This window comes from Mycobacterium sp. NGS61 (genome assembly GCF_059812325.1).
Window position 1 is genome coordinate 1 of record NZ_JCALCL010000002.1, and the last position, 26,298, is coordinate 26,298.

The window sequence follows — 26,298 nt, forward strand, 5'->3', positions numbered from 1 at the left end:
ACCGGTGGCGCCGATCCCACCCGCCACCCCGGTGCCACCCCTACCGCCGGCCCCACCATTGCCCCACAAACCCGCATCACCACCCCGACCACCGGCCTGCCCCACCGCACCCGAGCCGCCGGCCCCACCGTTGCCCCACAAAATCCCGCCATCGCCCCCCGCCTGGCCGGTGCCCGCCGCCCCATTGGCCCCATCACCGATCAACGGCCGACCCAGCAACGTGTTCGTCGGGGCATTGATCACCCCCCACACACCCCGCTCCAACACCTGCAACGGCGAAACATTCACCACCTCCGCAGCCCCATAGGCCGCCCCCGCACCACTCAACGCCGCCACGAACCGCTCATGAAACACCCCCACCTGCACACTGAGGGCCTGATACTCCGCACCAAAAGTGCCGAACAACCGCGCCACCGCCGCTGACACCTCATCACCGGCCAACGGCGCCACCCCCACCGTCGCCGGCCCCGCCGCCAACGCCGCCGCCCGCACCACCTCCCCAAGACGACCCAACTCACCCGCCGCCACAGAAACACCCTCAACCGAAGCAACCACAAACGACGACAATTCAGGTCCTCTCCCAAAGACACCACAACGCGAATTCGCGAGAAACGCTACACGCGACACACCCCCACCACAGCCAATGCCAGAAATTGAAAGAAATGTCGTATTGAGCGTTTGCGGCATGTTACGAGTCGTTCATCAGTGCTGGCGAATGAGTTGGACTCGGATGACGTCCCGAACGCCGATGTACTGGCCTTAGCTGCAGTTGTCTTTCAATACACGAACAAATCAGAATACGTGGGTGAATTAATTAAGTTGGGCGCAGCACGGACCGGGGTGATCACCGCGCCACGGCGCAAGGCCGCAGCGCCGACGCAACGGGTTCTCAAGGCAGACAGAGCGTTACGACAGGGGCATGCCTGCTGAATGGGCGGTCGTCGCGCAATGTGGGGGGGCGCCGGTTCGAGGTCGAAACTTCGCGGTGGTGGCGGCGGGGCGTAGGCGAGTAGTCCCCAATTAATAGTGAACGCGACTCGCCGATCCCAAGAAACGTCCACGGTTCAACCACCCAGCGACGCGTTAGCCTGTGCTGCAACAGTCAGCACAATCAGCGGTTTCCCGTATTGAGGCCGCACGACCTGCCTTACCTACCTGACCGCAATATTTGAATTTCATTCGAGTCTGCCAAAAGGTCGCAGTCTCACATGTAGCGCGATGGCGTCCGTTGTGTATGTGGCAGAGAGCAGAGATGGTGCTGTTGCGCGACCGGCGGTTAGTCGGATGGCGGCCACGGAGGAGAACAGCCTGGGGCCGCGCAGATGCAGCGGGTCCTGTCGCTTGAGCGACTAGGCGTCCGGGTACCCACCCAGGTACCTACCGAGGGAGATGCCATGAAAACCGTCGAGGACCGTCGCGCCCGAAGCCGCATTCCGCGTTCGCGCGGCGCCGTCACTGGGTTGCTCCTAGTCATTCTGGGCGTCTGGGGAGCGCTGATCCCGTTCGTCGGCCCCAATTTCGACTTCGCCTACACCCCCGGACAGGCCTGGACCGCGGCACGTCTATGGCTGGAAGTGCTGCCGGGCGTGGCCACCGCGCTTGGCGGTCTGTTGTTGATCGCTGCCCGGAGTCGCGGCCCCGCAATGCTGGGCGGATGGCTGGCCGCCCTCGGCGGCACCTGGTTCGTGGTCGGCACCGCTTTCGCGCCGATTCTGCGGATCGGCAGTGTTGGAGACCCGGTCGGCGCGTCGAATGCCAAGCGCGCTGTTGTGCAGATCGCGTACTTCTCCGGGCTAGGTGCGTTGATCATTTTTCTCAGTGGGGCGGTCTTGTCGCGCTTAATGGTTCGGTTAGCACGTGACGTTCAGTCGGTGCCGTCGGCCCAGCCGGTGGAGGCCCGGTCCGAGCAGCAGTACACCGGCTTGGTCGAGCCGGATCGCGACCCGCAGCAGACGGATGTGCTGACCACTCCGCGCGACCAGTACGTGCCCGCCGAAGGGCACAAGCGTGGGTTGTTCCGACGGCACCGCACACCGGTCGCGCACCAGTAGTGAGCACTGGCAGGGGCCTGACCGGGCTGTGACCAGCTCGGTCGGCGCCATCTTGGGCGTCTGGGACCGGGGTGCCGCCGCTGAACTTGGGGTTTCCACCAGTCCGCTGGTATCAAACGCTGCGTTGTCAGCCGGAGTGGCCATTACCCCTTACCAGATCATCAATACCGTTGTCGGGGCGGCGCCGGGGCATTTACATGCGCCCGTTACTACGCATACGCCGACGAATCCGGATACGTGACTGAATTCAGTGCGCGGAGGTCCGCGCCAGGGCGCAAGTTCCACCACTCGGCGGCACCGTACTCGGCGACGCCGCGATGAGTGCGCAAGGTGTGCAACGTGTTTCAGTGGAAACGACTACCGGTCCAGCGCGATGCGACCGGTGACACGGGATGAATAGGTGGCTCGAGGCCGCATGGGAACTGTGACAGCGGCGGAAAACGAAAAATGAACCCTCATTGCGAAATCGCTGAGCTGCAGTGCAGTTCAGCGGCGATGCTTCGCAGGGGTAGCGATGGTCAGTGCCGCGCGTTAGGCAGCTAACTCTTAACGCTACGTGAAATTTCAGAGCGGCGTCGCTACCGCCTCTATTGAGGCTGACAATTGATTAATCTTTGAACCGATTAACAGGCTGCGGATCCACGGCGAGGGGCCGGTGACTGTAGTGCTGCCGGTGCCCTCGCGGATGTGGGAGACGTCATTGATGTCATTGGAGGTCATCACTGCGAAGCACCCAGCTCAGCCGCTCCGGAACTGGGCAACCTTGCGTCCTCGCTGAGCGCGGCCAATGGTGCCTGTTCGACGGGCTCAATGGAACATCGTCATTCCGACTAGAGCACCGAAAAAGCAGGTGCCCGGCTGACCAAGCCGGACACCTGCCTCAACCGTCGCCCCACCTACAGCAAGCCGAGCAACTGCAGATCGCTGACGACGGTTGCGCCACAACAGATCCAATAGGCAATGGTCTTCCCTGGTGTCGGAGCCGCCCGACTTGGTGTCGTTCTTTTCGTCTCGAAGGTGTACAGCGTGTGCGGTTCGTCGTTGTCATCTTCGACGTATTCCACCACCAACGGCGCAATCCGGTGTGCCGCAGCCTGTTGCGACATCATCGACTTGAATTCCGATGCCATGGCCACCTTGGCCGTGCACGACGCGGCCGCGCTGCGCCAAGCGCTGGCCGACGGCGACGTCACCGCACTCACCCGGGTGCCCGGTATCGGCAAGCGCGGCGCCGAACGGATGATCCTGGACCTGCGCGACAAAATCGGCGCGATGGGCACCTCGGCAACGGCGACCACCTTGAACGGCCACGCGGTGCGGGGCCCGGTGGTCGAGGCGTTGGTCGGGCTGGGCTTTGCCGCCAAGCAGGCCGAGGAAGCCACCGACAAGGTGCTGGCAGCCGACCATGATGCGACCACCTCGACGGCGCTGCGGGCCGCGTTGTCGCTGCTGGGTAAGGCCAAATGAGCGGCGCCGGCGACGAAGAATTCGATCGGGACGTCTCGCCCTCACTGGCGGTCGGCGAGGGGGACATCGACGGCAACCTGCGTCCGCGCTCGCTGCGTGAGTTCATCGGCCAACCGCGGGTCCGTGAACAGCTGCAACTTGTCATCGAGGGGGCAAAGAACCGCGGGGGCACCCCGGACCACATTTTGCTGTCCGGCCCGCCGGGGTCTGGGCAAGACATCACTGGCGATGATCATCGCCGCCGAGCTGGGCTCGTCGCTGCGGGTGACGTCGGGGCCGGCCCTGGCACGTGCCGGCGATCTGGCCGCGATGCTGTCGAATCTGGTCGAACACGATGTGCTGTTCATCGACGAGATCCACCGCATCGCCCGGCCCGCCGAGGAGATGTTGTATCTGGCGATGGAGGACTTCCGGGTCGACGTGGTGGTTGGGAAAGGCCCGGGCGCGACATCCATCCCGCTGGAGGTCGCGCCCTTCACGCTGGTCGGCGCGACCACCCGGTCCGGGGCGCTGACCGGACCGCTACGCGACCGGTTCGGTTTCACCGCGTACATGGACTTCTACGAGCCCGCCGAGTTGGAGCGGGTGCTGACCCGCTCGGCTGGCATCCTGGGCATAGAGCTGGGCGCCGAGGCCGGTGCGGAGATCGCGTTACGTTCGCGCGGAACGCCGCGGATCGCCAACCGGCTGCTGCGCCGGGTGCGTGACTACGCCGAGGTCCGCGCCGACGGCATCACCCGCGATGTCGCCAAGTCCGCGCTGGAGGTCTACGACGTCGACGAGCTGGGTTTGGACCGGCTGGACCGGGGGTGTTGTCTGCGTTGACCCGTAGCTTCGGCGGCGGTCCGGTCGGCGTGTCGACGCTTGCCGTGGCGGTCGGGGAGGAAGCCGCCACGGTTGAAGAGGTTTATGAGCCTTTTCTGGTGCGCGCCGGCATGGTCGCGCGCACGCCGCGCGGCCGGGTGGCGACCGCGCTGGCCTGGACGCACCTGGGCATGACACCGCCGGCGGGGGTCAGCCAGCCCGGACTGTTCGAGTAGGAGGTACTGAAATGGTCACCGCCGCTATGGTCTTCGCCGCGCTGGCGGCGCTACTGCATGTCTACATCTTCACCATGGAATCGTTGACGTGGACCTCTCCGCGCACCCGCGCGACGTTCGGCACCACGGCCGAAGAAGCCGAGACCGCCAACTGTTGGCGTTCAACCAGGGTTTCTACAACCTGTTCCTGGCGATCGTGGCCGGCATCGGCATCGCGCGATATGCACCGGGCACCGGGACGTGGGTACCGCGCTGGTGTTCGCCGGCGGCGGGTCGATGGCCGCGGTCGCGGTCGTGCTGTTCGTCTCGGCGCGGGACAAGGCGCGCGCCGCGCTCACTCAGGGTCTGTTCCCCGTGATCGCGATCATATTGCTCGCGGTGGGTTGAATTCGCGAATTTCGGTACCCGCGCAGACGCGGGTACCCGTGCGTCCGTGAAAAACGAACTGTACGAGCGTCCCAGAAATTGCAGATGCCCCCCTGCCGTGCCGCGGTCAGCGGATTACTCCTGGTCATCCTGGGTGCACACGGAGCACTGATACCGTTCATCGGTCTCCGCTTCGATTTTGCGTACGAGCCGGCGCGCGACAGACACGGCTTTCGCTGCTGATGGTTGGCGCTGCTTTCACGCGTCGGCGCGCGGGTACCCACGCCTCATGAAAAATATCGAGGACGCTCCGTCCGAGGACGTATCCCGCGTTCGCGCGGCGCCGTCACCGGACTGCTTCTAGTCATCCTGGGCGCCTGGGGAGCACTGATCCCGTTTGTCGGGCCGAACTTCGACTTCGCCTACACGCCAGGCCAGGCGTGGACCGCCGCGCGCGGTTGGTTGGAAGTGCTGCCGGGGGCTGTCACCGCGCTGGGTGGGCTACTGCTGATCGTCGCCAAGAGTCGCGCCGGCGGGATGCTCGGCGGCGGGCTGGCGGCACTCGGTGGAGCCTGGTTCGTGGTCGGCCCAGCGTTCGTGCCGCTGCTGGGCATTGGTTCGGTCGGCGACCCGGTTGCCGCCACCGAGCGCAAGCGCGTGGCGCTCGAGCTCGCGCACTTCTACGGCTTGGGTGTGTTGATCGTGTTTCTGGCCGGGGCCGGGGCCGGGGCCGGGGTGCCCGGGTGGCGGTGCGGTTGGCCCCCGACGTCACGCCGGTCCAACCGGTGCAGCCGACGCCCGAGCCCGACCACTAGTACATGACAGGACTGGTCGAGCCCGACCGCGAGGTGTCCCCGGACGCGTTGACCGCGCCTCGGGAGCAATACGTACCGGCCGACGAACACGAATCGCGACGCGGCAGGTTGTTCCGTCGCCACCGCACACCGGTTGCGCATCCCGTAGTCGGCCAGGCCTTTCGGTAACGGCAGCCCGGAGTTAGCCGGACTCGCCGTTGCCGCCTTTAGCCTGGCCCTGGACGCCGCTGCCGCCCTGACCGCCTTGGCCATGACTACCCGAGCTGCCCCCGCCGGTGCCCCCGTTGTTCTGATCGGAGCCACCGAACGCGCCGAGTCCGCCGGCGCCACCCAGGCTGCCATCCCAACCCTGATTACCGGGGAAGGCTTCGGGATTGTTGTTGAACGTGGTCGCTATTGCGCCGCCTCCGCCACCGCCGCCGATGCCAGGTCCGCCGGCGCCACTGGACGAACCCACGCCGCCGGCGCCACCCGGGGCAGATGCGTTCGACTTGGCGGCGCCACCACCGGCGCCGCCGTCTCCGGCGGCGGCGCCGGGTCCGCCAGCGGCTCCACCGCCGCCGCCGCCTCCCCCAGCGGCGTTTCCACCCCAGGCTGTACCGGTGCTGGTCCCGCCAGCGCCTCCGCCGCCTCCGCCACCGCCGGTGCCGCCGTCCCCGCCCGAGGCGGCACCGCCACCACCGCCCGTGCCACCGGCGCCCCCTTCGGCAGAGACGACGGAGCTGCTATTGCTGGACGTGCCACCGCCACCGCCCGTGCCACCGGCGCCGCCCCGGCCCCCGGCGGCACCCCCGCCGCCGCCGTCACCGCCACCACCGCCGGCGCCGCCTCCGCCGCCTCCGCCGCCGTATCCAAAGGTGCCGGTGGAGCTTGTGCTGTACTGGCCGCCGGAGCCGCCGTTACCACCGTCGCCGCCGTCGCCGCCCTGGCCGCCCAAGGTGTTGCCTGCGCCGGCCACCCCGCCGCCTCCGCCCGCACCGCCGTCGCCGCCCTGGCCGCCGGGTGCGCTGGCGGTGGCGCCAATGGGGTTGCTGCTCGCATTGATGCCGCCGGCGCCGCCGGCGCCGCCGCCTCCGCCGGTGCCACCCTGGCCGCCGACTCCACCGCCTTGGCCGTTGAGGCCGGCGCCGCCGTCACCGCCCTGGCCGCCGACTCCACCGCTGCCGCCGTTGCCACCCGCGGTAGGTGAAAATGAGGATGTGCCGGCGGTGCCGTCGCCGCCGTCGCCGCCTCTGCCACCGGTGCCGCCGGTGCCAGCGGTGCCGACGCTGCCGTCCGCGCCGCCGTCGGTGCCGTGTCCGCCCGCGCCGGTGGTTCCGCCCGTGCCGCCCTTGCCCCCGTTGGCCCCGGCACCTCCGGTGTTATTGGTATTACTGCCGCCGTCGCCGCCGACACCGCCGACGCCGCCATTACCGCCCTTGCCGCCGTTTCCGCCGCCGGAGCCGCCGATACCGGCCCCGCCGGCACCGCCCTGGCCCCCGGCACCGCCCTGGCCGCCTTGCTTGCCCTCCGACGGGTCGTTCAGGTCGTCGGTGCCGGCGGTGCCGTCGCCGCCTTGGCCGCCGGTGCCGCCTTGCCCGCCGCTGCCACCGGTGCCGATGTTGCCGGCGTTGCCGCCGTCGGCACCGATTCCGGCCGCTCCTGCGGTGCCGCCGGTACCGCCGGTACCCCCGTCTGCGCCGGCGCCGCCGGAGGTTCCCGTATTGGCACCGCCGACGCCGCCATTGCCGCCGATTCCGCCAGTGCCGCCCCTGCCACCGTTGCCGCCTCCCTGGCCGTTGATGCCGCCGCCGCCGTCACCGCCTTGACCGCCGGCGCCGCCCCGACCGCCTTGCGTGCCCTCCGACGGGTCGGTCACGGCGTCGTTACCAGCGATGCCGTTTCCGCCGTTTCCGCCGTTGCCGCCGGTGCCGCCTTGGCCGCCGGCGCCGATGCTGCCGACCACGCCGCCGTCGATGCCGCTGCCGGCCGCTCCTGCGGTGCCACCGGTGCCACCTTTGCCGCCATCGGCACCGTCCCCGCCCGTGCTACCGACGTTGGCGCCGCCCACGCCGCCGTTGCCGCCGCTTCCGCCGGTGCCGCCTTTGCCTCCGTTGCCGCCGCCTTGGTCGTTGATGCCGGCGCCGCCGTCGCCGCCTTGGCCGCCGGCGCCGCCCTGGCCGCCCTGATGGCCTGCGCTGGGCGTGGTGTCGTCGGAGATGCCGGCAGTGCCGGTGCCGCCTTGGCCGCCGGTGCCGCCGTGGCCGCCGGTGCCGCCGGTGCCGGCGCTGCCGGCGACGCCACCATCGGTGCCGGTACCGGCCGCCCCAGCAGTGCCGCCAGTGCCGCCTTTACCGCCGTCCGCGCCGTTGCCGCTGAGGGTTCCGGTGTTGGAACCGCCCAGACCGCCGGTGCCGCCTTGGCCCCCGACGCCGCCTTTGCCGCCCTGGCCGCCCCCTTGGCCGTTGATGCCGGCGCCGCCGACGCCGCCTTGGCCGCCGGCGCCGCCCTGGCCGCCCTGGTGGCCCGCGGTCGGGTCGGTCGGGCCGTCGGTGCCGTTGGTGCCGGTGCCGCCGCCACCGCCGGTGCCGCCGGTGCCGCCGATGCCGCCGGTGCCGTTGCTGCCGGTGCCGCCGCCGTCGGTGCCGACGCCGGCCGCCCCGGCCTTGCCGCCGGTGCCGCCTTTACCGCCATCCGCGCCGGCGCCGGCGACGGTGTCGGTGTTGGTACCGCCCTGGCCGCCGGTGCCGCCGCTTCCCCCGACGCCACCCTTGCCCCCGTCACCGCCGCCCTGGTTGTTGATGCCGGCGCCGCCGACGCCGCCTTGGCCGCCGGCACCGCCCTGGCCGCCCTGGTGTCCAGCGGTGGGTGTGGTGCCGGAGGTGCCGGCACTGCCGGTCCCGCCGCTGCCGCCGGTGCCACCGGTGCCACCGACGCCACCAGTGCCGTTGCTGCCGTCGACGCCCCCGTCGGTGCCGCGGCCCGCCGCTCCCGCGGCACCGCCGGCGCCTCCTTTGCCACCATCGGCGCCTGTGCCGCCATTCCCGCCTGTGGCGGCGGTGTTGTCGCCGCCGGCGCCGCCGGTGCCCCCGACTCCGCCGACCCCGCCATTTCCGCCGGCGCCACCGCTGTGGCCGTCGATGCCGGCGCCGCCGTCACCACCCTTGCCTCCCGCCCCGCCTAGGCCACCTATGTCGCCTGTTTGAGGGGCCGCGCCACTCACTCCGGACAGTCCGGCGCCACCGGCGCCGCCCGTGCCTCCGTTCCCGCCGGACCCGCCGACACCGTTGGCGCCGTGGGCGCCAGCACTACCGAGGAAATTCAGCGTTGTCACGGAACCGCCGGCACCGCCGGCTCCGGCACTCCCGCCGGTCCCGCCGGTGCCGCCGTCACCGCCATTGTTGCTGAAGAACGGTGCGTCCCCGCCGAGCCCTCCCGCGCCGCCCGCACCGCCGGATCCGCCTTGGCCCCCAGTTCCGCCGGTGCCGCCGAACAGCGACTGCACAGCTCCGCCCGCACCGCCTGTGCCTCCGGCCCCACCGAACCCGCCGAGGTCCCCGGTCATGCCGGTCGCTCCGATGGCTCCCGAACCACCGGCTGCCCCAGCACCCCCGGCTCCGCCGGCCCCACCGGTCCCGGATAGCGAGAACAGTTGTCTGTTAGCTCCGCCGGCGCCACCGGCGCCACCGGCCCCGCCGGCTTGTCCGGTCAGAGCCATGCCGGGCGCCCCGGACCCGCCTGCCCCGCCAGCCCCGCCGTTGCCGCCCCCGAGCAGGCCGTTGGCCCCGCCGGCGCCACCGGCCCCGCCCGACCCACCCGCCACCATCGCGCTCCCACCGGCCCCGCCGGCGCCGCCGGCACCCCACAGTCCCGCCGACCCGCCCGCGCCGCCGGCCTTCCCGGGCGCGCCCGACCCGCCGTTGCCGCCGTTGCCCCACAGGATTCCGCCGTCCCCGCCGGCTTGTCCGGTGCCGTCCATCCCGTTGACGCCGTTACCGATCAGGGGGCGCCCCAACAGTGTGTTGGTGGGCGCGTTGATCACACCGAGGACGCCCTGTTCCAGGCTCTGCAATGGTGAGGTGTTGACAGCTTCGGCCATCGCATATGCGCCCGCACCGGAGACCAATGTCCGGACGAACTGGTCATGAAACAATGTAAATTGCGCGCTGAGCGTCTGATACTCCTGACCAAAGGTGCCGAACAATTTCGAGACCGCCGCCGACACTTCGTCGGCCGCCAAGGGCGCCATTCCAGTCGTTGCCTGCGCTATAGCAGAGTTGGCAATACGCAACATCTCACTGATCCCACGCAGATCGCCTGCCGCCGCAGCAAATCCGTCGGGTGATGCAACAACGTAAGACGACAATTCGGTCCTCCTCACGGGCGCTGCAAACTCATGAATCGCGGCAGAACCTTACGTCTAGAACGTCGACTTGTCAGTCGTTTTACTCGATTCGAATTGGATTCTAACTAGTCCTCGAATTGAATTCACATCTAACTCAAACCAATTGCAACACGACACGGGAATTTCCGCGAGCACGGGGCGAGCTTCTTTGCAAGGAAAGTCCGCTGCTCGGACGGTAGTCAGACGACGCACCGACCGAATCGAATGCAAGAAAACCGGTCACCCGCGGGCGACCGGTTTTCTTGTGTCGGCGTTACAGCAACCCGAGTAGCTGCAGGTCGGTGATGTACTTGACGATGACCGCCGGTGAGACGTGCGGAATATCCTTATCCGGGCCGATCTTCGCGTCCTGCACGGCTGCGCGGAACCGGTCCGTCGGGGCCATCGATCCGTTGATCGGCTGCTGCGGCTGCTGATAGTTGTGCAGCAACGGCAGCAATGAGTACTGGCGCTGACGCTCCGGCAGCGCCCGCAGCGACGTCTCGAACCGCTGCAGCCACTCGTGGTAGTTGCCGATCCGATCGATCGCGTACCCGGCGTCCACCAGCCAGTCGATGTACTCGTCCAGGCCGATCCCGTCGTCGTACGGGTTCATCACGTGGTAAGTGGTGAACCCGTCGCCGCGCTGGGGTCCCAGTGTCGAGATCGCGTCGGCGATGAACTCCACCGGCAGCCCGTCATAGTGGGCGCGCTGCCGGTTGCCTGTTATTCCATCGGGGCCGTCCAGCTGGTAAAACGACTTCGGCGCGATGCCGGAGGCGACCACGCTCAGGATGGTCCGGGTGAACATGTCCGGCAGGTTCAGCTGACCGGCGTAGGTGGTGTCAGCCAGGATCATGTCGCAGCGGAATACCGCTACCGGCAACCCGCACAGGTCGTGCGCCTCGCGTAGCAGCACCTCACCGGCCCACTTGCTGTTGCCGTAGCCGTTGGCGTAGCTGTCGTTGATCTTGCGTGTCGCGCTCATCACCCGGACGTCGGCGTCCTCGACGAACTTGCCCGGTGTGATCTGGTCGCCGACTCCGATGGTGGAGACGTAGGTGTACGGCTTTTGCTTGCTGGTCAACGCGATCCGGATCAGCTCGGCGGTGCCCAGTGCGTTGGGCCCGAACAGTTCGCTGTACGGGAGCACGTGGTTGACCAGGGCGGCGGGGTCGACGATGAGGTCGACGGTGTCTGCCAGCCGCTGCCAGGTCGCAGCGTCCAGACCCAGGTTGGCCTCGCCCTTGTCGCCGGCGATCACCTCGAGGTGATCGGCCGCCAGCTTGCGGTAGTGCGCCAGCAGCTTGGGGTCACCGCTGTCGAACGTCCGGTCCAGGCGCTCACGGGCGTCCGCGTCACTCTTGGCCCGTACCAGGGCGATGACTTTGCCGTCGACCAGGTCCATCCGTTCCAGCCAGTCCAGCGCCAGGTAGCGGCCCAGGAAGCCGGTGGCGCCGGTCAGCAGCACGGTGCGCACCTCAGTGGCCGGTCCGGGCAGCTGCGGGGCGGCGGCCAGGGTTGCGGCGTCGATGAACTTGTCCAAGGTCAGGTCGGCGGCGTGCACCTCGGTGGCGCCCCGCCCGTGCACCGAGGCGAAGGTGGGCCGCTTGGACCCGGCCTGCTCGGCTTCGATGTAAGCGGCGACAGCGGCCAGGTCGTTGGCCGGGCTGACGATCACGCCCACCGGCACGTCGACGTCGAAGATCTCGTTCAGCAGGTTGCCGAACGTCAACGCGGACAACGAGTCGCCGCCGAGATCGGTGAAGTGCGCCTCGGGAGACACCTCGGAACTGGCTGCCCCGAGCATGGCGACGGCGGCCCGGGTGACGGTGGCCAGCACGGGGGCGTCCTTGCCGGTGCGGCGAAGTTCGCTCAGCTCGTTGGCTTGGCCGGCGGCCAGGTCGGCATACAGCTGTTCCAACCGCTCCCCGTAGTGCGCCTTGAGCTTTGGCCAGGCCAGCTTGCGGATGCCGGTCAACAGGCCGTTCTCCAGGGTGAACGGCGCGGTCTCGACGATGAAGTCGCGCGGCACCTCGTAGGACTGCAGGTCGGCGTCGCGGGCCACGGTCTGCAATGAGTCCGCGATCAGCGGCTTCAGCTCGTCGACGGAATACCGCGCCAGCGCGTCTTCGGTGGGCACCACGACCGCCAGCAGGTAGGGGTGTGCGCTGTTGCCGTAGACGTAGATCTGCCGGACCAGCGGGCTGTTGCCGAACACCGCTTCCAACTTGGCGACGGTGACGAACTCGCCCTGCGCCAGTTTCAGCACGTTGTTGCGTCGGTCGACGTAGACCACCCGGTTGGGACCGACCTCGGCGACGACGTCGCCGGTGCGGTAGTAGCCGTCTGCGTCGAACACGTTCGCGGTGATCTCGGGCCGTTTGTAATAGCCGGGGAACATGTTCTCGGTCTTGAGTAGCAGCTCGCCGCGCGGATAAGGCCGGTCGGTGTTGAAGTAGCCCAGGTCAGGCACGTCGGCCAACTTGTAGTCGATCACCGGTGGACGCTGCACTTCGCCGTCGAACAGGACCATGCCGGCCTCGGTGGAGCCGTAGCCGTCCAGCAGGTGCATTTCGAGCAGAGACTCGACCCAGGCCTTCAGCTCCGGGGAGGTGGGCGCCGAGCCGGTCATCGCGAAGATGAACCGGCCGCCGAGCAGCTGCTGGCGCTGCCTGACCAGCACCTCGGCCGGGTCGGCGCCGTTGTCGACCTCGCGCAGGAATTCGCCGTACAGCGTCTCCCAGATGCGTGGCACGAAGTTGAGCTCCGTAGGCCGCACCAGGGCCAGGTCTTCGAGCAGGGTGGACAGGTCACTTTTGGCGGCGAAGTACGCGGTACCGCCGTTGCCGAGCGTGCCGTAGAGGATGCCGCGGCCCATGACGTGGCTCATCGGCATGAAATTGAGGGTGATCGACGCAGCGGTGGGGCCGAACCAGTTCTTGGCCGACCGGCGGAACATCTTGGCGACGTTGTGCTGCGGGTACATCGCACCCTTGGGTGCACCGGTGCTGCCGGAGGTGTAGATCAACAGCGCCAGCGCATCCTCAGCCACGTCAGCTACCGGGGCGCCCGGTAGGGCTTCGCCACGTCCGAGCACGTCAGCCAGCGTTTCGACCGGCACGCCGGAGTCGGACAGGGCTGCGACGGCACCATCGAGGGCCTCCCGTTGGTCGTCGACCTCGGGGTGGTAGTCGAACACCACCAGCTTGGTGGGGGTGAACCCGGCGCGGATCAGCTGCACGGCGTCGGTGAGCTGGTTGATGCTCGCCGCGAGCAATCGGGGCTCGGTCTCGGTGACGATCGGCTGCAGCTGCGCGATCGAGGCGCTGGTCTGCAGCGGAACCGAGACGGCGCCCATGCTGCCCAAGGCCATGTCGATGCTGGTGTAGTCCACGCTGGTGAAACCGAGCACGCAGACCCGGTCACCGGCCTGCACGCCGTCGGCGGCCAGGGCGTTGCCGATCGCGGCCATGCGGTCGCCGAGTTCGCCATAGGTGATCGTCTCGAAGCGGGGGAGAAGTTTGAGGGTGGTGCGTCCGGTCGCAGGGTCGGCGATGAACTCCACAGCGCGCTGGCCCAATGCGGGCCGGGCAGCGTAGCCCTGCACGACGGTCTGCAGCACGTGCGGGAGCCGCAACTCCGGGCGCTGCAAGGCCTCGGCGACGGCTGGGTCGGGCTGGGCGGCGGCGAATTGCGGATCGTTGGCGACGAGGTCTTGGGTACGGCGGGTGAGCTGCTCTTCTTCAGTGATGGTCGACATGGCAATCCTCTTCGAACGAAAAATTTGCTTTGAAGGCTATGTGCGCTGCGTTGCGCTGACTATAAGAACGTTAGCAAAACTAACATTATTCCTCAACGGCCCCGGCTGGGGAGTGCCTGTGAGTTGCAACACCGGTGTCAGCGTGGTATTCCACCCCGGTGCCGTCGCGCGTTCGAGGTCTGCAGCCGACGGAAACTAGATGTCGGCCAGCAGGCCACCGATGATCGCGATGCCTTCGGACAGTAGGTCGTCGCTGATGGTCAATGGGGGCAGCAGCCGGATGATGTTGCCGTACATTCCACAGGTCAGTACGACGACTCCGGCCGCGTGGACCGCGGTGGCCAGCCGGGCGGTCAGCTCGGGGTCCGGCTCGGCGGTGCCCGATTTCACCAGCTCGACGGCGATCATCGCGCCGCGGCCCCGCACGTCGCCGATCCGGTCGTCGCCGGCCTGCAACCGCAGCAGCGGCTCGGTGACCAGCCGCTCGATCTCCCGTGCCCGCTCGATGAGGCCGTCGGACTCGATGGTCGCGATGGTGGCCAGCGCCGCCGCGCACGCGACGGGGTTGCCACCGAACGTGCCGCCCAGTCCGCCGCCGTGCGAGGCGTCCATGATCTCGGCGCGGCCGGTGATCGCGGACAGCGGCAGCCCGTCGGCGATGCCTTTGGCAGTGACGATCACGTCGGGCTCGATGTCCTCGTGTTCGCAGGCGAACATCGCCCCGGTACGCGCGAAGCCGGTCTGCACTTCGTCGGCGATGAACACGACGTCGTTCTCCCGGCACCAGCGCAACAGCGTCGGCAGAAAACCCTCGGCGGGCACGATGAACCCGCCTTCGCCCTGAATGGGCTCGATGATGACCGCGGCCAGGTTCTTGGCCCCGACCTGCTTTTCCATCACGCTGATCGCGCGGGCCGCCGCTTTCTCCCCATCGGTGGCCAGTTCCTTGTCCAGCAGCCCGTCCCGGTAGGGGTAGGACATCGGTGCGCGATAGATCTCCGGCGCGAACGGGCCGAACCCGCTCTTGTATGGCATGGACTTGGCGGTCAGCGCCATCGCCATATTGGTGCGCCCGTGGTACGCGTGGTCGAACGCGACCACCGCAGGCTTGCGGGTGTGGGACCGGGCAACCTTGATCGCGTTCTCGACGGCTTCAGCCCCGGAGTTGAACAGCACCGAGCGCTTTTCGCCGGCGCCGGGGGTGATGCGGTTCAGTTCCTCGGCGACGGCGACATACCCCTCGTACGGCGTCACCATGAAGCACGTGTGGGTGAACTCGGCGACCTGCCCGCGCACCGCCTCGACGACGGCCGGTGCCGAGTTGCCGATCGTGGTCACCGCGATGCCTGAACCCAGGTCGATCAGGCGGTTGCCGTCGACGTCCTCGATGATGCCGCCGCCGGCGCGGGCGACGAATACCGGCAGGGTGACCGCGACGCCGTGGGAAACCGCGGCAGTGCGGCGTTTGTTGAGTTCCAGCGACGCGGGACCCGGGATTTCGGTGACCAGATGACGGCTTTGCTCGAGGCTGGCCACGGACCGCTCCTTCCGCGGCGCGCCGGTCACGTCGCGAATGAAAGCCTAACTGCTGGCCCGCATCCGGCGGGCCGTTGGGCTGCGCCACCCGTGGTGGGGTCGGTTTGCGACGTTCCCGAATGGCAGACTGGACCGTTGACGACGTGATCGAGCGCCGGGTCCGACTGGCGCCGTCCCCGATTTTTCGCGGGATTTTCGAACACTACCGATACGAGAGACAGGCTTTTCGATGCAGAGTTTGATGTTGTTCGCGCCGTTCCTGATCATCATGGCCGGCTTCATGTTCATGGCTTCGCGGCGCCAGCGGCGGGCCGTGCAGGCGACCATCGACCTGCACGAATCGCTGCGGCCGGGGGACCGGGTGCACACGACCTCAGGGCTGGAAGGCACCATCGTCGGCATCACCGAGGACGACGTGGAACTCGAGATATCGCCAGGGGTGGTGACGACCTGGATGAAGCTGGCCATCCGGGACAAGATCCTGCCCGATGACGACGACGCGGAGGAGGACTCGGCCGTCGCCGCCGCGGAGGACGCCGACGACGAGACGCACGTCGCCAAGGATTCCTGACCGGGGCTACCTGCCGCGTCCGTGACGCTGGTCTGAACGCGGCACGTAGTCTTTCCGGAAGCTCGCACGGGGCAAGTACCGATTTCAAGGAGAAGGAACGTGGCATCGTCTTCTGCGCCGGTGCAGCCTGCCCGCTACCTGTCGGTGTTCCTGCTCATGCTCGTCGGCGTCTATCTGTTGGTGTTCCTCACCGGCGACAAGAAGGCCGCGCCGAAACTGGGCATCGATCTGCAGGGCGGCACCCGGGTGACGTTGACGGCGCGTACCCCGGACGGCAAGCGTCCCAGCCCGGAAGCGCTGGCGCAGGCGCGCGAGATCATCAACTCCCGCGTCAACGGCCTGGGTGTGTCCGGCAGTGAGGTGGTCGTCGACGGCGACAACCTGATCATCACGGTGCCCGGCAACGACGGCAACGAGGCGCGCAACCTAGGGCAGACCGCCCGGCTCTACATCCGTCCGGTGATCGACACCCGGCCGGCGCAGGCGATTCCCGAAGAGCCCAGGCCGGCCGAGGAGCAGCCGGCCCCCGGTGCTCCGGCGCCCGGTGGAACGGCTCCGGCCCCGGGTGCCCCGGCTCCGGCCCCGGGTGCCCCGGCTCCTGCCCCGGGTGCCCAGGCCCCGGCGCCGGGCGGTCCGGCATCCGGTGCCCCGGCTCCCGCGTCCGGCACCCCGGCGCCACCCCCGCGTGGACAACCACGGCCCTATCCGCAGGATCCGCCGCCGAGCCCGTCGCCTGCCCCCAGCCCGGCGCCTGCGCCCGGTCTGTCGCCTGCGCCCAGTGGGGAGCCGGCGCCGCCCGCAGCACCTGCGCCCCCCGATCCGCGCCAAGCTCTCGCAGAGCGCATCGCGCAGGAGAAGAAGTGGCGGCAGAGCACCAGTCAGTACATCCAGATGATCGCCCTGCAGTTCCAGGCCACCCGATGCGGCAAAGAGGACATCCTGGCCGGTAACGACGACCCGAACCTGCCACTGGTCACCTGCTCGACCGACCACAAGATGGCCTACCTGCTGGCGCCGTCGATCATCAGCGGCGACCAGATCCAGGACGCGTCGTTCAACCAGGACCAACGCAGCCTCGGCTGGGTGGTCGATCTGCAGTTCAAAGGTCCCGCCACCAGCGTCTGGGCCGACTTCACCGCCGCCCACACCGGCACCGAGACAGCCTTCACGCTGGACTCGCAGGTCGTCAGCGCGCCGCGGATCAGGGAGCCGATCCCCGGTGGACGCACCCAGATCAGCGGGGGCGAGCCACCTTTCAGCTCGGCGACCGCCAAACAGCTTGCGAACGTGCTGAAGTACGGCTCGCTGCCGCTGTCCTTCGAATCCTCAGAGGCCCAAACTGTCTCTGCGACACTGGGTCTGTCGTCGCTGCGGGCCGGTCTGATCGCCGGCGGGATCGGGCTGCTGCTGGTGCTGGTGTATGCCCTGCTGTACTACCGGGTGCTCGGATTGCTCACGGCGTTGTCGCTGATTGCTTCCGGCGCAATGGTTTTCGCAATTCTGGTGCTGCTCGGCCGATATATGAACTACACCCTGGACCTGGCCGGTATCGCCGGTCTGATCATCGGCATCGGTACGACGGCGGACTCGTTCGTGGTGTTCTTCGAGCGGATCAAAGATGAAATCCGCGAAGGCCGTTCCTTCCGGTCGGCGGTTCCGCGTGGTTGGGCACGGGCACGCAAGACCATCGTTTCCGGCAACGCGGTCACCTTCCTGGCTGCCGCCGTGCTCTACGCCCTGGCGATCGGCCAGGTCAAGGGCTTCGCGTTCACCCTGGGCCTCACCACGATCCTCGACCTCGCCGTCGTGTTCCTGGTGACCTGGCCGCTGGTGTACCTGGCCTCCAAGTCTTCGCGGCTGGCCAAGCCGGCGTACAACGGCTTGGGCGCTGTGCAGCAGGTCGCCCGCGAACGCCGCACCGCGTCTGCAGGTGCCCGCTCGAGCAACACCAATACGGGACGGGGATAACCGATGGCCAAAGACCCCGAGGACCGCTCGGCCACCACCGACAGTGCGAAGGCGGCCAAGACGACGCCGGCCACGAAGCCGGCCGCCAAGCCCGCCCGCCCCACGGCGCGCAAGACCACCGCGGCCAAAGCCGCCAAGTCGACCGCGGCCAAACCCGACGCGACGACGGCGGCGACAGCACCTGCCAAGGTCGCAACCGAGGAAAAGTCCAGCGTCGCAGCCAAAGACGACAGCACGGAATCACCGACGGCCACCACGGTCGCTGTCACAGACACCCAACCGGACACCGCCGGCGGCCCTAAGCACAGCTTCCTGTCCCGGCTCTACACCGGTACCGGCGCCTTCGAGGTGGTGGGACGCCGCCGGCTCTGGTACGGGATCAGCGGCGCCATCATGGCGATCGCGGTCCTGGCGATCCTCATCCGCGGCTTTGCGTTCGGCATCGACTTCAAGGGCGGCACCACGGTGTCACTGCCCGCGGCCGGGGCCGCCGGCACCATCCAGGTCGCCCAGGTCGAAGACATATACACCAAGGCGATCGGCAAAGATCCGGAATCGGTGGTCAGCGTCGGCAAGGGGTCGTCGGCCACCGTGCAGATCCGGTCCGAGCACCTCACCAACGAGCAGACCGAAAAGCTGCGCAACGCGCTGTTCGACGGGTTGCAGCCCACGGGTGCCGACGGCAAACCCAACAAGAGCGCGATCAGCGACGCCGCGGTCTCCTCGACCTGGGGTGGTCAGATCACCAAGAAGGCGATCCTGGCGCTGGCCGTGTTCCTGGCGCTGGTCGCGGTCTACATCACCGTGCGTTACGAGCGGTACATGACGTTGTCCGCACTAGCGGCAATGGTTTTCGACATCACGGTCACCGCCGGCGTGTATGCCCTGGTGGGTTTCGAGGTCACCCCGGCGACGGTGATCGGGCTGCTGACCATCCTCGGCTTCTCGATCTACGACACCGTCATCGTGTTCGACAAGGTCGAGGAGAACACCCACGGGTTCCAGCACACCACCCGGCGCACTTTCGCCGAGCAGGCCAACCTGGCGGTCAACCAGACGTTCATGCGCTCGATCAACACCAGCCTCATCTCGGTGCTACCCGTTGTTGCGTTGATGGTGGTGGCGGTGTGGCTGCTGGGGGTGGGCACGCTCAAAGACCTGGCGCTGGTGCAGCTGATCGGCATCATCGTCGGCACCTATTCGTCGATCTTCTTCGCCACACCGCTGCTGGTCACATTGCGCGAACGCACCGAACTGGTGCAGACCCACACGCGTCGGGTGCTGCGGCGGCGCGGGGTGGCCGTCCCGGCAAAGGCGTCCAGCGCCAAGAAATCTCGCGGGAAGCCCCCCGTCGATAAGACCGATGACGTGTCCGGCGACGACGAGACAGAGCAGACCGAGGCGGTCTCGCTCGCCAAAGCAGAAACTGACACCCCACCGGCCGCCAACAAACCGGCCCCCGGTGCGCGACCGGTGCGTCCCACCGGCACCCGGCGTCCCACCGGCAAGCGAAACGTCGGCAAGCGGTAGGCGCATGGCCACCCGGTGTCGCTGGCGAAAAGCTCTGCTGGTCAACGGCGTTGCCGCTGTGCTGGCGGTGGCGGGCCTGTCCGGATGCTCGGGCAGCGCAGCGGGCCAAATCGAGTACGTGGTCGACGGCATGGTGACGACCTATAACACCAACACCACCGTCGGCGCCGCATCGGCCGGGGCCCAGGCGTTCGCGCGGACCCTGACCGGATTCGGCTACCACGGACCCGACGGGCAGGTGGTCGCCGACCACGACTTCGGCACCATCTCGGTGGTGGGCGGATCTCCGCTGGTGCTCGACTACCAAATCGCCGACAACGCCGTCTATTCCGACGGCAAACCGGTGACCTGCGACGACCTGGTGCTGGCCTGGGCCGCCCAGTCCGGGCGGTTCGGTGGGTTCGACGCGGCCACCCAGGCCGGTTACGTCGACATCGCCAATATCGAGTGCACGCCGGGCCAGAAGAAGGCCCGCGTGTCGTTCATCCCGGACCGCGGCGTCGTCGACTACACGCAGCTGTTCACCGCGACGTCGATGATGCCGTCGCACATCCTGTCCGACACGTTGGGTTCCGACATCACCACGGCCCTGTTGACCAACAAGGTGTCGGTGGTGGAACAGGTTGCGCGACTGTGGAATACGACCTGGGATCTCAAGCCCGGGGCCGATCTCAAACGTTTTCCGTCGTCCGGTCCGTACCGGATCGAGTCGGTACTGGACGGCGGCGGAGTGGTGCTGGTGGCCAACGACCGCTGGTGGGGCGCCAAGGCGATCACCAAGCGCGTGACCGTGCGACCACAGGGCGGCGACATCCAGGATCGGGTCAACAACCGCCGGGTGGACGTGGTCGACGTGGCGGCCGGGTCGTCGGGAGCGCTGGCCACCCCGGACGACTATCAGCGCACCGACTCGCCCGCGGCGGGGATCCAACAGCTGATTTTCGCCCCGCAGGGTCCGCTGGCCCAGATCCCGTTCCGTCGGGCATTCGCGTTCTGTACACCCCGCGACGTGATCGCGCGCGACGCCGCGGTGCCGATCGCGAACTCGCGCCTGTCCTCGGCCACCGAGGACGCGCTGTCCGCCGCGGACGGTGCGGGCGAAGCCGGCCCGTTCAACAAGGCCAACTCCAACGCCGCCCGCGACGCGCTGCGCGGCACGCCGCTGACAGTGCGGATCGGCTACCGCGGCCCCAACGCCCGCCTGGCGGCCACCGTCGGATCCATTGCCGCGTCGTGCGGGCCGGCCGGGATCACCGTGACGAACGTGACCCTGGACACTTCGGGCCCGCAGGCGTTGCGGGAAGGGAAAATCGACGTGCTGCTGGCCGGCACGGGCGGCGCCACAGGCAGCGGCTCCACGGGTTCCTCGCCGATGGACGCCTACGCCTTGCACGGCGGCAACGGCAACAACCTCTCGGGTTACGCCAATCCGCAGGTCGACGGGATCATCGGCGCGCTGGCGGTGTCCGCCGACCCGGCCGAACGGGCCCGGTTGCTGGGCGAGGGCGCGCCGCTGTTGTGGGCGGACATGCCGACGTTGCCCTTGTACCGGCAGCAGCGGACCCTGCTGACGTCCAAGAAGATGTATGCCGTCAGCAAGAACCCGACCCGGTGGGGGGCGGGCTGGAACATGGACCGATGGGCTCTGGTGCAGTGAAACTACGGGTGCCGTGACCGACGTCGCCGCTCTGATCGACGGTCTGACCCGCAGGGTCGCCGACTTCCCCGAGCCCGGGGTGCAGTTCAAAGACCTCACCCCGGTCTTCGCGAACGCCGATGCGATGGCCGCGATCACCGAGGCGCTGACCGAAGTTTCCGTCGGCGCGGACCTGGTGGCCGGCATCGACTCCCGCGGTTTTCTGCTGGCCGCCGCCGTCGCCACCCGGCTGCGCACCGGTGTGCTGGCCATCCGCAAGGGCGGCAAATTGCCGCCGCCCGTGCTCAGCGAGGACTACCAGCGCGAATACGGCGCCGCCACCGTGGAGATTCCAGCTGACGGAATCGAGTTGGCCGGTCTGCGCGTTGTGATCATCGACGACGTGTTGGCCACCGGTGGCAGCGTCGGCGCCGCACAGCGGCTGCTGCAGCGCGCCGGGGCCCACCCGACCGGTGCGGCGGTGGTGGTGGAGCTGCCCGGGCTCGGTGGTCGCGAGGCGGTGGCGCCGTTGCCGGTGCACAGCCTCAGTCGCGCCTGACAATCCACTTCCCGCGATATCCTCTAGGTCGGAGGTGACCAGTGACCAACGTGGCGGACGAACAGAGCACGCTACAGGCTGTCGCCCCGGCTGCGGAAACGCCGTCCGGCCCGCCCACCGAGCCGCTCCCGATACCTCCCGCCGAGCCGGTCCCGGCACCTCCCGCCGAGCCGCTGAAGTCCAGCAGCAGCGCGTCCCGCCGGGTGCGGGCGCGACTGGCCCGCCGGATGACCGCGCGCAGCAGCGCCATCAACCCGGTGCTGGAGCCGCTCGTCGCGGTGCACCGGGAGGTCTATCCCAAGGCGGACCTCTCGCTGCTGCAGCGCGCCTATGAGGTGGCCGACCAGCGGCACGCCAGCCAGTTGCGGCATTCCGGCGACCCCTACATCACCCACCCGCTGGCCGTGGCAAACATTCTGGCCGAGTTGGGCATGGACACCACCACCCTGGTGGCCGCACTGCTGCACGACACCGTCGAAGACACCGGTTACACCCTCGAGGCGCTGTCCGAGGAATTCGGTGAGGAGGTGGGCCATCTCGTCGACGGCGTGACCAAGCTGGACCGCGTGGTGCTGGGCAGCGCCGCTGAGGGCGAGACGATCCGCAAGATGATCACCGCGATGGCCCGCGACCCGCGGGTGCTGGTGATCAAGGTGGCCGACCGGTTGCACAACATGCGGACCATGCGTTTCCTGCCGCCGGAGAAGCAGGCCCGGAAAGCCCGCGAGACGCTGGAAGTCATTGCGCCCCTTGCGCATCGGCTGGGGATGGCCAGTGTCAAGTGGGAGCTCGAAGATCTGTCGTTCGCGATTCTGCATCCCAAGAAGTACGAGGAGATCGTCCGGTTGGTGGCCGGGCGCGCCCCGTCCCGGGACACCTACCTGGCCAAGGTGCGCACCGAGATCACCACCACGCTGAGTGCCTCCAAGATCAAGGCGACGGTGGAGGGCCGCCCCAAGCACTACTGGTCGATCTACCAGAAGATGATCGTCAAGGGCCGCGACTTCGACGACATCCACGACCTGGTCGGCATCCGTATCCTGTGTGACGAGATCCGGGACTGTTATGCCGCTGTGGGCGTGGTGCATTCGCTGTGGCAGCCGATGGCGGGACGGTTCAAGGACTACATCGCCCAGCCCCGGTACGGGGTGTACCAGTCGCTGCACACCACCGTCGTCGGCCCGGAGGGTAAGCCGCTGGAGGTGCAGATCCGCACCAGCGACATGCACCGCACCGCGGAATTCGGTATCGCCGCGCACTGGCGCTATAAGGAAACCAAGGGCCGCAACGGTGTTCCGCATCAGCACGCCGCCGCCGAGATCGACGACATGGCCTGGATGCGTCAGCTGCTCGACTGGCAACGGGAGGCCGCCGACCCCGGGGAGTTCCTGGAGTCGTTGCGTTACGACCTTGCGGTGCAAGAGATCTTCGTGTTCTCACCCAAGGGCGACGTGTTCACCCTGCCCGCCGGCTCCACGCCGGTGGACTTCGCCTACGCCGTGCACACCGAGGTCGGCCACCGCTGCATAGGCGCCCGGGTCAACGGCCGGCTGGTGGCGCTGGAGCGCAAGCTGGAAAACGGCGAAGTCGTCGAGGTTTTCACGTCGAAGGCGCTCAACGCCGGTCCGTCGCGGGACTGGCAGCAGTTCGTGGTGTCGCCCCGCGCCAAGACCAAGATTCGCCAGTGGTTCGCCAAGGAGCGCCGGGAGGAGGCGCTGGAGACGGGCAAGGAGGCGATGGCCCGCGAGGTGCGTCGGGCCGGACTTCCGTTGCAGCGCTTGGTCAATGGTGAGTCGATGGCGTCGGTGGCGCGCGAACTGCACTACACCGACGTGTCCGCGATGTACGCTGCGATCGGCGAAGGGCACGTCTCGGCGCGGCATGTGGTGCAGCGGTTGCTGGCCGAGTTGGGCGGCATCGACCAGGCCGAGGACGACGTTGCCGAACGGTCGACCCCGGCAACAATGCCCCGGCGCCCGCGCAGCACCGAGGACGTCGGGGTCTCGGTGCCCGGCGCGCCCGGTGTGCTGACCAAGCTGGCCAAGTGCTGCACGCCGGTGCCTGGCGACCAGATCATGGGGTTCGTCACCCGCGGTGGTGGTGTGAGCGTGCACCGCACCGACTGCACCAACGCCGCATCGCTGCAGCAGCAGGCCGAGCGCATCATCGAGGTCCTGTGGGCGCCGTCGCCGTCGTCGGTGTTCCTGGTCGCGATCCAGGTCGAGGCGCTCGACCGGCACCGACTGCTCTCCGACGTCACCCGCGTGCTGGCCGACGAGAAGGTGAACATCCTGTCGGCGTCGGTCACCACCTCCGGCGACCGGGTGGCGATCAGCCGCTTCACCTTCGAGATGGGCGCCCCGAAGCACCTGGGGCATCTGTTGAACGTGGTCCGCAACGTGGAGGGCGTCTACGACGTGTACCGGGTGACGTCCGCGTCCTAGGTCGGTTCAATCGATTCGGACGACGGCGTACCGGTCGGGTCGCTCGGCTCGGGCTCCGGCGTCGTAGTGCTGCTGCTCGTTTCGCTGAACGTCGTCGTCGTCGTGGTGGACGGTGGAGCGGTGGGGGGCCCGTCGTCCGCGGCGAAGAACGCGACCAACGCGGCTACCAGGACCAGCAGCAATCCCGAACCCGCGACCGTCGCGATCAGCACCGTACGGCCGCTTCCCGCCTTGGCGGGGGTGGGTGGATCGGCGATGCCCTCGGAATCCACCGGCCGCAGCCCGGTGGGCGCCTCGGCCGGCGGCGGCGGGGGCAGGGGCAGCGCGGCCCCACCCAACGCCGCGCGCGCGGCGTCGGCGAGCTCGGTGACGGTCTGATACCGGTCTTGCGGGTCTTTGGCCATCCCGCGCGCGACCACCGCGTCGAAGGCCGGCGAAATACCGGGCACCAGGACCGTCGGTCGCGGCGGAGGGGAGTGCAGATGGCCCGAGATCTGTTCTGCGAACGACTCGCCGGGGTACGGTCGCGCACCCGTCAGGCACTCGTAGAGCACACAGCCGAGCGCGTACACGTCGGCCCGCGAATCGGTTGTGCCACTGAATCTTTCCGGCGCAAGATAGGCCAGGGTGCCCATCGTGGTCCCGGTCCCGGTGAGGGCGGTGTCGGTGGTGGCGCGGGCCAGCCCGAAGTCGATCAGGTAGACGAAGTCACGGGCCGCGGCGACCAGGATGTTGGACGGCTTGACGTCACGATGCACCAGCCCGGCCCGGTGCGCGCTGTCCAGTGCTGCCGCGGTCTGCTCGATGATCGCCACCGTCTGTTCGGGGGTCAGCCGGCCGCCGTTTTCGACGATGAACTGGGCCAGATCCCGGCCCTCGACCAGGCGCATATCCACATACAGGCGACCGTCGATCTCACCGAAACTGTGGATGGGCACCACATGCGGATCGTTCAGGCTGGCCGCGGTGCGGGCCTCGCGGCGGAATCGGTGCTGAAACTCCTTGTCCTCGACCAGATGCGGCGGCAACACCTTGATCGCGACGATCCGGTCGGTCTCGGTGTCGTAGGCGCGGTAGACCTGCCCCATACCGCCGCGACCCAGCAGTCCCTGCAACTGGTATCGACCGAATGCACTTTCGGTCACAAGTGCTCCTCCCCGGTGAGCCCGCCTTCGGGGACCCTAGCCGTTAAAGGCCGCCGTTGCCTGAAGCATCACTAATCCGTTCGTAGCGAGGTGATGGTCACGTCGACGGCCGGTCGTGTCTGGTCGCCCATGCCCACCACACCGCCGGCGGCGATCTTGTCCAGGGTGGCCAGGCCGTCGGCCTGGATGGTGCCGAACACGGTGTAGTCGGGCGGCAGCGCGGAGTCGCGGAAGACCAGGAAGAACTGGCTGCCGTTGCTGTTGGGCTGTTTGGAGTGGGCCATGGCCAGCGTGCCCCGCGGATAGATGACGGGTTGTTGCAGCTTCGGATCGCCGGGCTGGAACTGGTTGCTGGGGAACTCGTTGGCGAACTCGTAACCCGGGCCGCCCGTCCCCTCGGCTTTGGGGTCGCCGCACTGCAGGATCGACAGCCCCGGAGATGCGACCATCCGATGGCACTTGGTGTCCTTGAAGAAGTCCTGATTGGCCAGGCTGACAAAACTGTTCACCGTGCACGGCGATTTATTGTTGGCCAGCATCAGGCCGATGTTGCCCTGATTGGTGCTCATGCTCGCGCTGACCTCGGCCGGCTCGGTGGGCACCTTGCCGGTGCGCGGCGGCTTCACCGGCTTGGCGGCCGGCTCCGGCGACGCCGGGTACTGACAATTGGCGCCCACATTGGCCGGCGGCTTGAACTCCGGCATGGGCCCGGCGCCGCTGACGTCCACCGGCGGCAAGTTGCCCTGGGGTCCCGGTGCGGCGCTGCTGCTCGGCGTGGACGACGCCGACGGGGTGGCTTTGTGGTCGTCCTTCATGAAGACGAAGACGACGAGCGCCGCCACCACGGCGACCACTGTGGCCGCGGCACCGGAGATCAGCATGATGCGGCGTCTTTTAGCCTGCTTGGCGCGGCGTTCGAGCTGCCGTTCGAGTTTGCGCTTGGCGGTCTCACGGCGCTGTTTGTTCGTTGGCACGGCCGCTATCATTCCATGGCGCGGTACGGCGTTTTCGTCGCCTGTGGTCCGGGATGGGAAACTGGGCACC

The 26,298-nt window shown here is 68.3% G+C and carries 12 protein-coding genes and 6 pseudogenes; 11 read left to right on the top strand and 7 right to left on the bottom strand.

The window, feature by feature from the left end; genetic code table 11:
• A partial coding sequence (locus AC5Y3Z_RS04860) for a PE family protein (RefSeq protein ID WP_500001800.1) occupies window positions 1-567 on the bottom strand: 567 nt, incomplete at its 3' end.
• 827 nt (window positions 568-1,394) lie between these two features.
• Between AC5Y3Z_RS04860 and AC5Y3Z_RS04865 the strand changes: the two genes are divergently transcribed.
• Complete coding sequence (locus AC5Y3Z_RS04865; protein WP_473139522.1) at window positions 1,395-2,051, top strand: hypothetical protein; 657 nt, start codon at window positions 1,395-1,397, stop codon at window positions 2,049-2,051.
• A gap of 995 nt (window positions 2,052-3,046) precedes the next feature.
• Here AC5Y3Z_RS04865 and AC5Y3Z_RS04870 read toward each other — a convergent pair.
• Window positions 3,047-3,175, bottom strand: a pseudogene (locus tag AC5Y3Z_RS04870) (F0F1 ATP synthase subunit gamma); the annotation flags it as partial.
• Between the two features lies 1 nt (window position 3,176).
• On the opposite strand from AC5Y3Z_RS04870, the pseudogene AC5Y3Z_RS04875 reads away from it, so the two are divergent.
• The 4 pseudogenes from AC5Y3Z_RS04875 to AC5Y3Z_RS04890 all read left to right on the top strand — a co-directional run.
• Window positions 3,177-3,518: pseudogene (locus tag AC5Y3Z_RS04875) on the top strand (helix-hairpin-helix domain-containing protein); the annotation flags it as partial.
• A pseudogene (gene ruvB / locus AC5Y3Z_RS04880) lies at window positions 3,515-4,558 on the top strand (Holliday junction branch migration DNA helicase RuvB). The pseudogenes AC5Y3Z_RS04875 and ruvB, both read left to right, overlap by 4 nt.
• An 11-nt stretch (window positions 4,559-4,569) precedes the next feature.
• A pseudogene (locus AC5Y3Z_RS04885) lies at window positions 4,570-4,945 on the top strand (DUF1304 domain-containing protein).
• A gap of 303 nt (window positions 4,946-5,248) precedes the next feature.
• A pseudogene (locus AC5Y3Z_RS04890) lies at window positions 5,249-5,907 on the top strand (hypothetical protein).
• A 13-nt stretch (window positions 5,908-5,920) separates the two neighbouring features.
• Here AC5Y3Z_RS04890 and AC5Y3Z_RS04895 read toward each other — a convergent pair.
• The 3 genes from AC5Y3Z_RS04895 to gabT all read right to left on the bottom strand — a co-directional run bounded on the left by AC5Y3Z_RS04895 (window position 5,921) and on the right by gabT (window position 15,401).
• Complete coding sequence (locus tag AC5Y3Z_RS04895; protein ID WP_473139523.1) at window positions 5,921-10,012, bottom strand: PE family protein; 4,092 nt, start codon at window positions 10,010-10,012, stop codon at window positions 5,921-5,923.
• 364 nt (window positions 10,013-10,376) lie between these two features.
• On the bottom strand, window positions 10,377-13,865 hold the full coding sequence (car, locus tag AC5Y3Z_RS04900; RefSeq protein WP_473139524.1) for a carboxylic acid reductase: 3,489 nt from the start codon (window positions 13,863-13,865) through the stop codon (window positions 10,377-10,379).
• Window positions 13,866-14,060: 195 nt separating this feature from the next.
• Window positions 14,061-15,401, bottom strand: a complete 1,341-nt coding sequence (gabT, locus tag AC5Y3Z_RS04905) for a 4-aminobutyrate--2-oxoglutarate transaminase (protein WP_473139525.1) — start codon at window positions 15,399-15,401, stop codon at window positions 14,061-14,063.
• A 229-nt stretch (window positions 15,402-15,630) separates the two neighbouring features.
• Here gabT and yajC point away from each other — a divergent pair, with 229 nt between their 5' ends.
• The 6 genes from yajC to AC5Y3Z_RS04935 all read left to right on the top strand — a co-directional run bounded on the left by yajC (window position 15,631) and on the right by AC5Y3Z_RS04935 (window position 24,109).
• Window positions 15,631-15,972, top strand: a complete 342-nt coding sequence (yajC, locus tag AC5Y3Z_RS04910; RefSeq protein WP_473139526.1) for a preprotein translocase subunit YajC — start codon at window positions 15,631-15,633, stop codon at window positions 15,970-15,972.
• 99 nt (window positions 15,973-16,071) lie between these two features.
• Window positions 16,072-17,940: a protein translocase subunit SecD gene (gene secD / locus AC5Y3Z_RS04915; RefSeq protein ID WP_473139527.1), complete on the top strand. Its 1,869-nt coding sequence runs from the start codon at window positions 16,072-16,074 to the stop codon at window positions 17,938-17,940.
• A gap of 3 nt (window positions 17,941-17,943) precedes the next feature.
• The gene (gene secF, locus AC5Y3Z_RS04920; RefSeq protein ID WP_473139528.1) at window positions 17,944-19,470 is read left to right on the top strand and encodes a protein translocase subunit SecF; all 1,527 of its coding nucleotides are present in this window, start codon (window positions 17,944-17,946) and stop codon (window positions 19,468-19,470) included.
• A gap of 4 nt (window positions 19,471-19,474) precedes the next feature.
• Complete coding sequence (locus AC5Y3Z_RS04925; RefSeq protein WP_473139529.1) at window positions 19,475-21,127, top strand: ABC transporter substrate-binding protein; 1,653 nt, start codon at window positions 19,475-19,477, stop codon at window positions 21,125-21,127.
• On the top strand, window positions 21,057-21,665 hold the full coding sequence (locus tag AC5Y3Z_RS04930; RefSeq protein ID WP_473139530.1) for an adenine phosphoribosyltransferase: 609 nt from the start codon (window positions 21,057-21,059) through the stop codon (window positions 21,663-21,665). The genes AC5Y3Z_RS04925 and AC5Y3Z_RS04930 overlap by 71 nt, the downstream gene beginning before the upstream one ends.
• Before the next feature lie 50 nt (window positions 21,666-21,715).
• Window positions 21,716-24,109 (top strand): RelA/SpoT family protein, encoded by a 2,394-nt coding sequence (locus tag AC5Y3Z_RS04935; protein ID WP_463825432.1) that lies wholly within the window; start codon window positions 21,716-21,718, stop codon window positions 24,107-24,109.
• A gap of 104 nt (window positions 24,110-24,213) precedes the next feature.
• On the opposite strand, the pseudogene AC5Y3Z_RS04940 reads toward AC5Y3Z_RS04935, so the two are convergent.
• Together AC5Y3Z_RS04940 and AC5Y3Z_RS04945 are read right to left on the bottom strand one after the other, a co-directional pair.
• Window positions 24,214-25,254, bottom strand: a pseudogene (locus AC5Y3Z_RS04940) (serine/threonine-protein kinase); the annotation flags it as partial.
• Between the two features lie 71 nt (window positions 25,255-25,325).
• Window positions 25,326-26,228, bottom strand: a complete 903-nt coding sequence (locus tag AC5Y3Z_RS04945; RefSeq protein ID WP_463824972.1) for a peptidylprolyl isomerase — start codon at window positions 26,226-26,228, stop codon at window positions 25,326-25,328.
• Window positions 26,229-26,298: the final 70 nt, after the last annotated feature.

Coding starts and splice junctions, on each gene's coding strand:
- AC5Y3Z_RS04865 (WP_473139522.1), top strand. CDS start 1,395: ATGAAAACCGTCGAGGACCGTCGCGCCCGAAGCCGCATTCCGCGTTCG.
- AC5Y3Z_RS04895 (WP_473139523.1), bottom strand. CDS start 10,012: ATGTTGCGTATTGCCAACTCTGCTATAGCGCAGGCAACGACTGGAATG.
- car (WP_473139524.1), bottom strand. CDS start 13,865: ATGTCGACCATCACTGAAGAAGAGCAGCTCACCCGCCGTACCCAAGAC.
- yajC (WP_473139526.1), top strand. CDS start 15,631: ATGCAGAGTTTGATGTTGTTCGCGCCGTTCCTGATCATCATGGCCGGC.
- secF (WP_473139528.1), top strand. CDS start 17,944: ATGGCCAAAGACCCCGAGGACCGCTCGGCCACCACCGACAGTGCGAAG.
- AC5Y3Z_RS04925 (WP_473139529.1), top strand. CDS start 19,475: ATGGCCACCCGGTGTCGCTGGCGAAAAGCTCTGCTGGTCAACGGCGTT.
- AC5Y3Z_RS04930 (WP_473139530.1), top strand. CDS start 21,057: ATGCCGTCAGCAAGAACCCGACCCGGTGGGGGGCGGGCTGGAACATGG.